The organism is Neobacillus sp. K501, assembly GCF_053749995.1.
Window position 1 is genome coordinate 198943 of sequence record NZ_JBSLYA010000007.1, and the last position, 12800, is coordinate 211742.

Genomic DNA, 12800 nt, shown 5'->3' on the forward strand with positions numbered 1-12800 from the left:
TTCCAATTGTTTTAGTTTACATTTTCTAAGATTAAAGGGATTTCCGCCAGGTCATGAATAATAATATCGACTTCAACATTGTGCCAATGAATGTCTCTTTTCCAAATTGCCTTCATCCCTATATTTTGAGCCGCCTTTACATCATTTTCAGGATGGTCACCAACAAAGATTGATTCTTCGGGAGAAAATCCAAGACGCTCCAAAGTCCGTATAAAAATCTGCGGGTCCGGCTTTTTTATTCCTTCCCATTCAGAAATGGCAATCGTATCAAAATACTTTACTATCGCAAGAGCCTCGATATTGTCCATTTGGAACTTTCCCTTCCCATTGGTAATCATCCCTAAGCTCAAATTCCTGCTTTTTAAATCCTCTAACATCCTGATGAGATTAGGAAATGGGACACAATGATGCTTAAATTCAGATAGATAATCTTGTAATAGATCCTCCCAAGTAAGCTTTAGATTAAATTCCTTGACTAATTGCTGATACACTTTATCCTTCCATGTATACCCATGATTATCTAACTCAATAAATCTCGAAATATATTGTTTTTTTGGAACATTACCTGCTATTTTCCTGCTATATTGGCATTTAATAAAATCTATCACAGATTTATCTCTGTCTAGCAAGGTTCCATCAAGATCGAATATGACTGCTTTTATCACTTAATCTCCCCATATACCTTTAAGTCTAAATATGACGGAAATACCGCAATGAAGTATAGTTTTCGTCCCCTGCATTTCCAAAACCTCTTTGTTCCTGTTTAAAAACAAACCCTTTTGCTTCATAAAAGGGAATGCCCTTATGATTTCCTTTTTGGACAGAAACCCACTGCTCTGTTGCCTGGAATTCTTCCTTCTGCTGATTCGTAATTACTTCTAATAACTTTGTCCCAATCCCCTCATTACGGCGATCAGGATCGAGGTATAATACAAAAATTTCCGCCGTATTAGCAGCAATCATGCCTCCCCCGCCTGCACCAATCACCTCATTATTTTCCACCGCTACAAAATAACCGCCCCACTCCCTGCTCGTATTCGTCACTTCGCTTACTATCCTCTCCATGTTATAAAACTCTTTTATCATTCTCTCAATATATTCTTTCGTATGCGTTTCCGAATACGTCGCCCGATAACCAGCTGAACAAACATTTGCAATCCCCTGAACATGGGTGGGATCAGCTTTCCTAATATGTATCATCTTCATTCCCCTCTCGGTGCCTGTCACCATTTATACAATTATTCAAGATTCATATGAAATATATACATTTCTCCTATTTTCCCCATGGCACGAATACCCTTATCTTGAAATCCACATAGCTTATATACATACTGAGCTCTTTCATTCATTTTATTAACGGCTAAGATAACCTCGTTAATATCAGGAAAGTGTTTTTTCACAAATTCAGGCAGCAATTGTAATGATTGGGTTGCAATGCTTTTTCCTTGAAAGGAGGTGTTAATCGAATACGCCCGTAGAAGTAGGGCTTTTCTATTCTCGCTATATGCTTTAACGCCTTCCCACCCATGTAAAACAAAAAATCCAGCCGGCACATCGTCGAATAGGATGACAATTGGATAACGAGCCTCCTCATTTTGACATATCTCTATTTGATCCAAAGGCATTCCGGTAAATCTTGATTGTTCTGCTGAAAGGTAATAGTCTTCAAAAGAAGCCTTATACTTTGGTTGATAAAAGTCTAAAGAAACCTTTCCTTCCTTTATCACGGCCATGATATTTCCCCCTATAAACAACGAATCTTACATAGATAAATTCTCCTTCTCCTAAAATTCTCCTTCTTTTGCTAATTTTCGCACAAAAAAAAAAAAACTGTCATAAAGACAGTGGAGGTAACGTTATAATTCCTTTGTCATGAATACGCTGTTCGGATCTTCCTTGTAATCCGCAAATGGTCCACAATAATCGAAGCCAAAGCTTGCATATAAACTTCTTGCTGGCTCGAAATCATCCATTGATCCCGTTTCTAAACTTAGCCGTTGATAGCCACGTCGCCTTGCTTCTTCGATGATATACTGAAGCATATTTCTAGCCACACCTTTTCGCATATGTGCTGAGGCTGTACGCATCGATTTTATTTCTCCATGAAGCCTTTCAATTTCTTTTAGTGCTCCACAACCAACTAACTCCCTACCCTCCCAGACACTCCAAAAAGTAATTTCTGGTCCTTTTAATTGCTCAAGATCAAGTGCATGCGTGCTTTCAGGTGGAGAAATCTGTCTCATATTATGAAGATGCTCCATTATCAACTCTGCTATTTCTGGGCCAGTTAAATCATCCCTTTTAATATCCATACGTGATCCCCATTCTCAATACATTTTTATTAAATCCTATCCATTTCTTCTGTTTCATTCAAGCATTATGTAAGAAAATCTTCCACTCTAAATACAATTGCTATTCTTTGGTTAGCTTCAACATTTATTCTTCTGTACCTGATATATAAAAGATTGTTGTTTTTGCGATAAAGGTTATATTCCTGTTAAAATATGTTATATAATTGCCGAGAATTGGAGTTATAAATGCTATAAATACAGGGGATGGAAAAATGCTTTGGGAGACTCTTCCTAATTGGACTTGGGTAATATATTATTTATTTTTATTAACAACATTAGGAACTGCAATAACTAGTGTTCTACGAAAAAAAATGATAAGTTTGTCCATTTTAGCCATTATTTTTGCTGTAACAGTGCCGATCATTAGTTTGATCAACAGTATTGGAAGGGCAGAAGGAATGAATGAAATTGAACATTTAATTAGTCAATTACAACAAGGAGCCATTTGGTCTATGTTTACGATCATAGGTTATTTGTATTTATTAGTGTGGTGGGTCTTGTTCCTGCTCAAAAGCAAAACTAAAAATCAAGTTACAGTTTCAAAATAAATGATCCCCTTTCAAGGATTTTTCCATCAAAAAGGAATCATTCGAGGACAAATGATTCCTTTTTGATGTATTTGGCTATATTGGTAAGCTCTACCTCTTGTTAAAGTATAGCTTACTCAATGATTAGCATGTCATTCTCATCAAACTGCCAGCTTTCCGCATAGGCCACTTCCCAATAGTAGCCATCAGGATCAGAGAAATAACCACTATAGCCACCCCAAAAAACACGTTGCGGTGATTTCACAATCTTTGCACCTGCTTGTTCAGCTTTTTTCATCACCTCATCCACTTCTTCCGCCGATTTTGCATTATAGGCAAGCGTGATACCAGAGAAACCTTGTCCTTGAGGGGGATTCTGCTCATTAATATCCTTCGCTAATGCTTCTAATGGGAATAATTCTAGTTTCGTTCCTCCATTGTTAAAAAATACGATTTCAGGATTTTCTTCCTTTACCGATGTTTCAAAACCTAGTCCATCACGGTAAAATTTAAGAGATTCTCCAATATTTTTTACACCTAACGCAATAAGGTTGATCCTGTTCATGATTATGCCTCCTAAGATTTTTTAGCTGCTTCATCTGATAATCATTCCACAAAAATAAAAGTTTTCCTGTTTATTACAAAAATAAAAAAACTCCACTCCCCTTGAGGAGTAAAGCACTAGAGATCTTTTAAAATATTTGGATTTTCAGGTTCTTCATTAAAGGTCAATACTTCTTCCACCGGCTCGTAGGATTCTCCATAAAAGTGGTGGTCTTTGTAGGTATGGACCACATCATACGTTTTTTTCATTGCTTCAAAGATCATTTCTTCCGACTCTTTGTTTGGAGCCCAATAGAGAATTTCCATTTTATTCAGCTCATTTGTCGCCAATGATCTTCTCTGGTAACCAATTGAATTTGCATGCTCAAAGCCTTCACGTTTATAATATCGAAGCCTTTTTTCGGTATCACTGTCTTCATAATTGATAGGCTCAACCTCAAGGATAATTGGCTTTCCCTTTTGCTTCATTTTTTCCATGAGCTTATGGCCGAGCCCTTGACCCCGTGCATTTTTTGAAACAAATAGGTAATCAATAAAGATAAATTTATCTAGTTCCGCGTACATTAAAACATGGTTTGGCCCTTCATCTTTATGATAGATATCTGGCTGCTCCTTCAATAACGTTTCCATATGCTCGCGTGATTTCATTTCCTCAATTGGAAAATATTGATTTAACTTTTCATACCAATGCATATAAATACTCCTCATCATATTTCAAATCTTAATGATGGAAGTATGTGCTAATTATTAGCTTTTAATTCAAAAATCGTGTAATAGAACCTTTTTTCAATACTCTTCAATTGCTATTCTGAATAATAAAAGCGCAAGCACTATGGTGATTGGCGTCATTACCATTGTTTCTAAACCAGAATTTGAAATTATATTGCCGATAGTATTTAGCACCATTATCCCAAACAGTAACCATATACCGGCATTCACTATCCTTTTGAACTTTCCTTTGAAAATATATCCTGTTTTTATAGCAATAATTAACATAAATAAGGCTTGGACGACTATCGATATGCTTTCGAAGATGACTAAATCAGACTCATTTTTTAATCGTCCTCCCCATACGAAATCATAAGGTAAAATTTTCAAAAGAATTAGGACATGCATCAATATGGCTATTGTATTAATGGTGATTATGATATTACTTGCCAGTCTAATGCTTACTAATTTTTTCATCATCCGCTCCTATCAAACTATTGAAATAATAAAATCACTTAGACTAACTATAATAATACTTTGTCCAAAGCCGCTAATAATCCCTGTGGTGAATCTTAGGGGATTATTACTCATTCGGTACTTCCTTTTTTGTGTCCAACCATCGATGACCATTGGGAAGTTCAAGAGAATGCCAAGCCATAAAGGAAAATTCCATCCTATGACCAGTAAAACTGGAAAAAATAAATACCCTGCCAATATGCCCGTACATCTAGCACATAGTGGCAGTGTATACCCTTTAATTGTTAGACTCCTAGACTTCATTCGATGACAAGGGACAATCTCCAAAACTCGCAATAATCTAATCACAGTTCGGCACACAATCACAATCAAAATCTGGTCCACAATTGCAATCAGGACAATCAAGGTCACAGTCAAATTTCTTTTTTCTTTTTTTCTTATTTCCATAGTAAAAAAGGATAAATACCAACAACAGAAATCCGGCAACAATGCCAATGGAGCCGAAGATTATTTCACCTTTTACTAAGAAAGTAGTGCCAACTACAAAAGATATGAGCATCCCAGTCAGAAAAAGAAAGAACATCAAAATCACCTCAAAAATCAACTTAGGCTTTCCACATTATAGGTACCTAATGATTATTTATATTCCACTGAATTGGAAAAAAACCTTTTTTCTAATTCAAAGGATAGGTGACAATAGATATAAAATCAGGCCGGGAATATAAAATTTCAGCCGGCCTTAGTCTTGTTTAAAATTCAGGTAATTGGTCAAGATTGTTTTCTTTTATTCCATCGGGCTCGCTGCGGATAATATCTCTGCCGTATTTGTGGAAAACATCGACATGGGCAATCGCTCCAGCTTTTGCTTCGCTTAAAGCGGTGATGTAATCCAATTCACGACCAGAGCTTGTTTTGAAAGCAATAATGTCACCATCATTGTTTTTTCTAACGGCAACAAATGCTTCTTTTCCATTAACATTACCTTCTCCGCCCTCAAGCTGTGCCTGTTGTTCACCTTGTTGCTTATATTGCCGATATATTTGTTCAAAATCCTTTTGTTCCTCCATAACAATCACCTCCGAACGTATGTTAGTATTTTGTTTAATAGTGTAAAAAATATTCTAAAACACACGATTTCAATACAATTCATAACCAGCTGTAGTAAGCAAACATAAAAACACCCCAGGAAATATATTTCCTTGGGGTGTTCACGTCTTCCTTATCTGTTGATTTCAACATGCTGATAGCCATGATTCGTTTCAAACACTTCAAACCATTTATAATTGGGGGATTTGAACCATTCGTACTGCGGCAAATAAACGACATAACCTAGATTACCATCGGCATCATAGATTGATTTGAATATTTTAGCTAACCCGTACCCAAAAATCTGATCCAAATAACCTTCAATGCCTTCTCGGACCATATTCTTTTTATCTTCCTGTTCTTGCTTATGTAATTCAGAAAGTCCGACAGCAAAAATACTCAACAAAATCAATGTAACAGCGATTAATACGAAAATCATCAAGGTAAACATCAGATAACCTCCCAGCATTAAGTTTGATTTCATTAAAATTTTACCTACAAAAGTTCCGTTAAAGTGTGATTAAAATAACATGGAACCTCAAAAATGTGACTAACTTCTGAATTTATTAAAGATAATCAAAAGAAAAAGCAATGCTCCATGCATCGCCTCTTTTTGTCCTTTCATATTAAGGATTTAATTAAAAAATTCACTTCTGATATAAAATCGTCTGGGCAACTCCAATAAAATACTCTGATTCAACAATAATATGATTCAACACAACTTTAGCAGTTGGATTCGTGCTAATTGGCTTACTTTTCTCCATAAGTGTACGACAAAGGTTTATAAATTGTTGACTCTGCTGTAAGCAAAACGATATGAGCTGTAAAACATCTTGGTAAAGTTCTTGAGATATCTGTCCATTAGAACGGTTAACCGTTTCAATATATCTAATTACCCGGTGATGTGCTTCAGCAAATGCCTTTTCCCATTCCTTTAATGCATTTACATATTCTTGTTCCAAATCTTTTACTAGTTCCCTAATGACTACTGTATGTTCTTCCTCCTGATGTTTCCAAAACTCAGCCTCATCGAGAACGCGGAGCGGCATCTGGTTCCCATAATAATACTGCATCTTTCATCCTCCATCCTTTTAATTTCATCATTCCATGCATATTGCAAAGGATGTGGATGTAGAACTCGGTGGTTTGCCGTACCTCACTCAAGTATTGTACGGCAAACCATTCCTGTTTCCATGAAGCTATTTATTAATTTGTTTTTTATCCTTGCCAGTGATGACGATTTCATAGGGATCTTCTTTCACCTTTTCCCATATATCAGGGGACTTGATAAAGTCTTCAATCATCGTATTTAGGTCTGAAGCCAGTTCTGCTGCCTTTGGGTCTGTGCTCTTAAGCTTTATTTTGATAAGAATCCGCATTAGACCATCTTTACTCTGGTAACCTACACTAGAAACTTGATATTTTTTATAGGTTCTAAATTCATGACCGATGGCAGATACTGCTTCCGTCCAGCGGTCATACTGTTGTCTTTTTGCAAGATTATACTTTCTAATATTTATAGTTATCGAGTCTTTTCCACCAGCCTTCAACGCAGCCTCCAGTTCATGCTTGATTCCATCAATTTTCTCTTGACTCTCACTACTAGGAAATTCTAGTTCAACTGTTTCAGGGCCGAAACCATAGCCGCCCATTATACCGTGGGCATTTAAGATTGGTTCAATGATAGCATGTACTTCCTCACTTGCTTTATCTTGAGCTTCCTGTTGCATTTTCCACTTTTCCGAAGGCTCTCTATGTTTTATTATTTTTACAAAATAATCTTCTACCCTAGTTCCCTTATTTTCTCCGCCTTTGAGAATACCATAGGCAATTTGTTCAATTCCTGTCTTCATTTCCTTTATCTTTTCCTCGGGTGCATCAAGCTTGATATAAACTCCCTCATTTTTTCCGCCAACAAGTTCAGTGACTTCTTTAACAGGATATCCTTCCTTCTTTAATTCCTGTGTGATTTGCTCAGAAAGATTGACAGTGTATTTTTCAAAAATAGAATTTAGCGGCGGAATTTTGGCGATCATTTTTGCCATTGCCGGTGAAACGAAGCCCGATCCAACAAATAATAAGAAACTGGCTGCCGCTGCAAAGGTAAATGCACCGACTCTTTTTCCAATCGTCCACTGTTTTTTCATACTTTTATTAAAATTAGCAAGTTCTCTATCAACATGTTCCAATCTACTTTCGTCAAATTCTCCTTTTTCGAAACGCTGTGGCAGTTCTTTTGTAAATCTTTCTAGAGATACAGGAACTTCTAACTGATCCAATGAAGTGTTCTTTTTATATGCCATAAGACTTCTCCTCCATTCGAAATTTACTATTACCCTGCATCAAATCTGCGAGTTTTTTTCTTCCACGAGACAAGCGTGTTTTAATGGTATTGGTATTTTCATTGAGTATAAGACTGATTTCTTTAACCGACATGTCTTCAAAGTAGAATAGAAGAATCGGCACTCTTTGGTCATCAGTTAAATTCATGATGTATCTGAGTATTTCATTTTTATTTTCTTTTTGGATGGCTTCCTGTTGGGCGGAATTAGATTTCATTTTTACATTTGCCTCCGGATTCCCCTCAATATCGGCAGCAGAATTTCTATTATATTTTCGGTAAACATCAATTGAGCGCGAATACACCAGCCGGTAAAACCATGCTTTAAAATTTCGAATATCCTTACTTCGCATGATACTTATATAACAATCCTCAAGTGCATTTTGGACAGCATCTTCTGCTAGTTCTTTGGACCGCAGCACAAGATATGCTGTTTTATAGGCCGAGGACAAAAAGGGCTCTACTAATAGACTAAATGCCTCTTGATCTCCACCTCTGATTCGGTTCATCCATATTTGTTCATTGTTCAAGTGAGGTACCTCCGTTTCATTGAGCTCACTAGTATGTCGTATAGTAGTGCCTTGTTGGTTTCACTTTTGCAAAAAAATCCAGCAACTTTTTTAAAATTGATGGTTTGGTGAAGGAACAGCTGCTTTAATTTTCAAGCGCTCCCTCACTATTATCCACTTATGTATCACCATTCGACCGTAGTTCTCCTCTTTTTGTTTTTCGGGCGTTTGGCGGACTCCCCTTTAGTAGCAAACTTTGCTTTTAAAGTGATTTGACTCGCTCCTGTTTTCCAAAATATAAATAGCAATCGCGAAAAATTAATCTTATAATTTCCCGACAGAAGACTCCCACCTCAAGGAATGAGAAGGGCGTAGCCCAATGAGTAGGAGGGAGATGAATGTCGGTTGGCGCTAGCCAAAAGCCTCTCATTATGATACAATTAGAACAAATGTTCCTTTGATAGAGAGGTGAATATTTTGTTAAGATATAAAGCCTTCAAATTTAGGATCTATCCTAGTAAAAATCAGGTTGAACTCATTAATAAGACCATAGGCTGTTCAAGGTTTGTTTTCAACTTCTTTTTAGGTAAACAAAAAGAGAAAGATGCATATTGGTCTTTTGTCGAAGAAATGGTTCAAAACGGTCAAATTCCAGCGAACAACTGGAAAGGAACCTGCTTAAATAAATTCGAAACGGTTAAATCACTTCCCGACTTAAAGAAGCAGTATCCTTTTTTAAAGGAAGTAGATAGCATTTCTTTGCAAAAATCTGTTGAAAACTTAGCTGATTCATATTCACGATTCTACAAAAAGCAAAACAAACAACCTCGATTTAAGTCTAAAAAGAACCCCCTCCAATCTTATACAACCAAGTATACAAACGGAAATATCACAGTCTTTGAAAATAAAATTAAGTTACCAAAATTGGGTCTTGTTCGTTTTGCGAAAAGTCGTGAAGTAAAAGGGCGCATCATGAGTGCTATTATAAGGCGAAATCCCTCGGGAAAATATTTTGTTTCTATAGCAACAGAAACAGAGGTTACAGAATTACCCAAAACCAAATCCGTTATTGGTATAGATATGGGCTTAAAGGACTTTGCCATTCTTTCGGACGAGAAAATCTACCCCAATCCAAAGGTTTCCCGTACCTTAGAAATAAAATTAATAAAAGCACAGAGAATCATGAGTAGGCGGACCCCAGGCGGTGCGAACTGGTACAAAGCAAAAGTTAAAGTAGCACGCATTCATGAAAGAATAGCAAATGCAAGAAAAGATTCCTTAGACAAGATTTCAACCGAAATTGTCAAAAACCACGACATCATCGGTATGGAAAACTTGTCGGTATCTAACATGCTAAAGAATCATAATCTTGCAAAGGCAATCAGTGAAGTATCATGGTCGCAATTCAAAACAATGATTGAATACAAAGCGAAATGGTATGGAAAACAAGTCGTGACCGTCGCTACACACTTCCCTTCCAGCCAACTTTGTTCGTGTTGTGGCTATAAAAACAAAGACGTTAAAAATCTCGGATTGCGTGAATGGGAATGTCCGAAGTGCCATGCCCATCATCAAAGGGATATTAATGCAGGAATAAATCTTAAAAATGAAGCGATAAGACTTCTAACCGCAGGAACTGCGGGGATCGCCTAATCATAATCATCCGATAGGTTGGTGTTCTTAGGAATCCCCCACTTCAAATTTTCGTTTGAAAATTAAGCGGGGGTAGTTCAAAATAAGTTCATCTTCAAATTTTGGAGGCATTACAAATGCTGAACCTTGATAAAAACCATGATCCTAGAAATAATGCTAAGCTGTTAGAAGAAATCACCGGAAAGAAACTAGATATTAAAGCCGCTGTTCAAGAAACCCAACAGCTATTTGAGCAATGCCTTGCAAATGAGCCTGCTCCTCAGACAAATATTCCTAAATCCAAATCCGTACCATTTTTCCGGAGGTTGCTTGAAGGAATGTTTCGTTTGCTGGCAAAACCAACACGCCGTTTAGAACCATCGCAAATCGTTGTCGATCACAACGGAATGGTTTTTCCTGAATGGAAGACGAAACTAGACGATGAATACGCTAAGCTCCTGGAGAACATAAAAAGAGAAGTGAACGTAACCGATTTCGGTGCTGTTGGGGATGGCCAAACTGATAATACCGCTGCTTTTAAAAAAGCAATCGGAAACGGGCGCATGAAAGTACTCGTTCCGCCAGGAGTTTATATTACGAAAGGAATTCGACTTCCGTCGTGGACATCCCTTATTGGCGCAGGAAAAGGAGTAACAACGATTAAACTTCATGACCAAGCTTCTAAAGGAACAAGGCTGGTAACAAACGCGAATCATTGGAAAGGAAATCATCATCTTTCCGTTCAAGGACTCACCTTGGACTGGAATGTGGAGCGGCTCAGAGATGTAAAAAAAACAAGTACATGGGGGAATCACTCTAGTTGTTTAACCTATTCCAATGTAACCTTTGGCTGGGTTAAGGATATTGAAGCGATTAATCCCGGACTCCATTGCTTTGATATTTCCTCCACACTATACAATTATGCTGGCGACGGATATCGGGCAAAGGGCGGCAGCCAGTATATCTGGCTTGATCAGCTTACTGGCTATGGCTTTGGAGATGATGGAATTACGACCCATCATAGTGATCATATTTTCATTTCCAATTCTCATATGTGTGACCCGAGTGGCCGGGCTCACCAGAAAGGTTTTTCCAATTCGAATGGAATTGAAGTCGATGACGGCTCCCAGAATGTCCTACTCGTCAACAATTCGACAGCAAGATGCTTTGGTGGAGTGGAAATTAAGGCACATGAAAATTCTTCGGCAGCCGCTAATGTGCAAATCGTGGGACATATCTCGCTGAATGATAATCGCGCCTATAATTTCCGCCATATCGGACATCACAAAAGTTCCGATACCGAATCAAAATCAGCCTATAATATAATCGCTACCAATCTGGCAGCCATCGCACCGATTTTCACAGATTTATATCAAAATTCGACGCCGCGTGGTTTGGTGGTTTCTGCTTATAAAAATGTTGTCATTCATCATTTCACACTCAATGGTGACCCTCATTATGATTACAAAAGCACCCCAGTAATAGCGATACAATATCGTGCTAGAAATATCTACTTACATGATATTTCAATTAAAAATTTCAAACTAGCTGGTTCAGGAATTAAAGTCTTTGGGGGAGAAAATAAGGCTGATTCCATACAAATTAGCAATCTTCAGGTCGACCACTCTTTACCTAAAGAAATGGAAATTGGAGATAGCATTAAACAAATTCAAATAGAAATAAATGAAATCCAACCCCAAACATAACAAGAACATATGGCTCGAAACCATATGTTCTTTGTAAATTTATTTAGAGCAATTTCTCAATGACGGCATTGGCTGTACTTTCTTTATTGAGAATAGACTCCTTATAGGTCCTTTTAAAGTACTCTGCATAAAGTAAATCTAATAAATACAGCTGCGAAATTTTTGCTGATAAGCTTCCACCTTGGAGTGGTCCCTCATTCGCACCACAAAGCAAGGTTAAATCTGAATTGCTCGTTAAAGGAGATTTAGCAAATCTCGTTATAGAAATTATTTTTGCTCCTCTGTCCTTGGCTATTTTTGCCACTTCAATCGTATCCTTAGTGGATCCAGAATATGAAATCAGCACCGCCACATCCTTCTCGGTCATTAGAGCGGCAGACATAACTTGTAGGTGAGAATCAATTGAACACTCGGTTTTATTCGTTATTCTCATAAACTTATTCTTAGCTTCCATCGCTGTCATTAAAGAGGCGCCAACTCCAAAAAATTGAATTCTTTCAGCCGAAATCATATAATCAATCGCTTTTGATATATCCTTTTCATTGATAAGATTAAAGGTCTCTGTAAGTGCACTAACATTAGTTGATAAGATCTTGGCAGACAGTTCACCGATTGTATCCTGCATCGTGATTTCCCCTGAAAGCTGCGGGGTTTCCTCTTCATGAGATATACTATGTGCCAAGGCTATTTTAAACTCTTGATAGCCTTTAAGATTCATGGTTTTACAAAATCTAAAAACACTTGACTCCCCTACATTGCAGGAGTCTGCAAGGTCGGTAATTGACATGTAGATTACGTCCTTTGTATTTTTTAGAATATAATCAGCTACCTTTTTTTCTGTATTTGTGAATGAATTATATCTCGAATTTATTAGTGAAAAAATATCGATGTTTGTCACC

At 37.2% G+C, this 12800-nt stretch carries 17 protein-coding genes; 3 read left to right on the plus strand and 14 right to left on the minus strand.

All coding sequences use genetic code 11. From position 1 onward, the window contains the following. Nucleotides 1-11: 11 nt before the first annotated feature. From ACWM35_RS16745 to ACWM35_RS16760, 4 genes are all read right to left on the minus strand, one after another. On the minus strand, nucleotides 12-665 hold the full coding sequence (locus ACWM35_RS16745) for an HAD family hydrolase (protein ID WP_454819945.1): 654 nt from the start codon (nucleotides 663-665) through the stop codon (nucleotides 12-14). 25 nt (nucleotides 666-690) lie between these two features. After that, nucleotides 691-1200 (minus strand): GNAT family N-acetyltransferase, encoded by a 510-nt coding sequence (locus tag ACWM35_RS16750; protein WP_454819946.1) that lies wholly within the window; start codon nucleotides 1198-1200, stop codon nucleotides 691-693. A gap of 38 nt (nucleotides 1201-1238) precedes the next feature. Further along, complete coding sequence (locus tag ACWM35_RS16755; RefSeq protein WP_454819948.1) at nucleotides 1239-1733, minus strand: GNAT family N-acetyltransferase; 495 nt, start codon at nucleotides 1731-1733, stop codon at nucleotides 1239-1241. Nucleotides 1734-1856: 123 nt separating this feature from the next. Next, nucleotides 1857-2312, minus strand: a complete 456-nt coding sequence (locus tag ACWM35_RS16760) for a GNAT family N-acetyltransferase (RefSeq protein ID WP_454819949.1) — start codon at nucleotides 2310-2312, stop codon at nucleotides 1857-1859. Nucleotides 2313-2563: 251 nt separating this feature from the next. Between ACWM35_RS16760 and ACWM35_RS16765 the strand changes: the two genes are divergently transcribed. Next, nucleotides 2564-2899, plus strand: coding sequence for a hypothetical protein (locus ACWM35_RS16765; RefSeq protein WP_454819950.1), 336 nt, complete (start codon nucleotides 2564-2566; stop codon nucleotides 2897-2899). Nucleotides 2900-3011: 112 nt separating this feature from the next. Here the strand turns inward: ACWM35_RS16765 and ACWM35_RS16770 are convergent, their stop codons facing one another. The 9 genes from ACWM35_RS16770 to ACWM35_RS16810 all read right to left on the minus strand — a co-directional run bounded on the left by ACWM35_RS16770 (nucleotide 3012) and on the right by ACWM35_RS16810 (nucleotide 8584). Next, nucleotides 3012-3443: a VOC family protein gene (locus ACWM35_RS16770; RefSeq protein ID WP_454819951.1), complete on the minus strand. Its 432-nt coding sequence runs from the start codon at nucleotides 3441-3443 to the stop codon at nucleotides 3012-3014. A 116-nt stretch (nucleotides 3444-3559) separates the two neighbouring features. After that, complete coding sequence (locus tag ACWM35_RS16775; RefSeq protein ID WP_454819952.1) at nucleotides 3560-4135, minus strand: GNAT family N-acetyltransferase; 576 nt, start codon at nucleotides 4133-4135, stop codon at nucleotides 3560-3562. A gap of 93 nt (nucleotides 4136-4228) precedes the next feature. Continuing rightward, nucleotides 4229-4627, minus strand: a complete 399-nt coding sequence (locus ACWM35_RS16780; protein WP_454819954.1) for a hypothetical protein — start codon at nucleotides 4625-4627, stop codon at nucleotides 4229-4231. A 12-nt stretch (nucleotides 4628-4639) separates the two neighbouring features. Then, on the minus strand, nucleotides 4640-5074 hold the full coding sequence (locus ACWM35_RS16785; RefSeq protein WP_454819956.1) for a DUF2085 domain-containing protein: 435 nt from the start codon (nucleotides 5072-5074) through the stop codon (nucleotides 4640-4642). A gap of 302 nt (nucleotides 5075-5376) precedes the next feature. Further along, a complete protein-coding gene (locus ACWM35_RS16790) occupies nucleotides 5377-5694 on the minus strand; it encodes a DUF3892 domain-containing protein (protein WP_454819957.1) in 318 nt (105 codons plus the stop codon). A 152-nt stretch (nucleotides 5695-5846) separates the two neighbouring features. Continuing rightward, entirely contained in the window at nucleotides 5847-6164 is a 318-nt protein-coding gene (locus tag ACWM35_RS16795; RefSeq protein ID WP_454819958.1) for a hypothetical protein, read from the minus strand. Nucleotides 6165-6360: 196 nt separating this feature from the next. Beyond that, the gene (locus tag ACWM35_RS16800; RefSeq protein ID WP_454819959.1) at nucleotides 6361-6786 is read right to left on the minus strand and encodes a DUF2935 domain-containing protein; all 426 of its coding nucleotides are present in this window, start codon (nucleotides 6784-6786) and stop codon (nucleotides 6361-6363) included. Nucleotides 6787-6912: 126 nt separating this feature from the next. After that, complete coding sequence (locus tag ACWM35_RS16805; protein ID WP_454819960.1) at nucleotides 6913-8016, minus strand: DUF4030 domain-containing protein; 1104 nt, start codon at nucleotides 8014-8016, stop codon at nucleotides 6913-6915. Next, entirely contained in the window at nucleotides 8006-8584 is a 579-nt protein-coding gene (locus ACWM35_RS16810) for an RNA polymerase sigma factor (protein ID WP_454819962.1), read from the minus strand. The genes ACWM35_RS16805 and ACWM35_RS16810 overlap by 11 nt, the downstream gene beginning before the upstream one ends. A 456-nt stretch (nucleotides 8585-9040) precedes the next feature. Between ACWM35_RS16810 and tnpB the strand changes: the two genes are divergently transcribed. Both tnpB and ACWM35_RS16820 read left to right on the plus strand, forming a co-directional pair. Continuing rightward, the gene (gene tnpB, locus ACWM35_RS16815) at nucleotides 9041-10216 is read left to right on the plus strand and encodes an IS200/IS605 family element RNA-guided endonuclease TnpB (protein WP_454819964.1); all 1176 of its coding nucleotides are present in this window, start codon (nucleotides 9041-9043) and stop codon (nucleotides 10214-10216) included. 116 nt (nucleotides 10217-10332) lie between these two features. Further along, on the plus strand, nucleotides 10333-11901 hold the full coding sequence (locus ACWM35_RS16820) for a glycosyl hydrolase family 28-related protein (protein ID WP_454819966.1): 1569 nt from the start codon (nucleotides 10333-10335) through the stop codon (nucleotides 11899-11901). Between the two features lie 43 nt (nucleotides 11902-11944). On the opposite strand, the gene ACWM35_RS16825 is transcribed toward ACWM35_RS16820, so the two are convergent. Beyond that, nucleotides 11945-12799: a MurR/RpiR family transcriptional regulator gene (locus ACWM35_RS16825; RefSeq protein ID WP_454819968.1), complete on the minus strand. Its 855-nt coding sequence runs from the start codon at nucleotides 12797-12799 to the stop codon at nucleotides 11945-11947. Nucleotide 12800 lies beyond the last annotated feature (1 nt).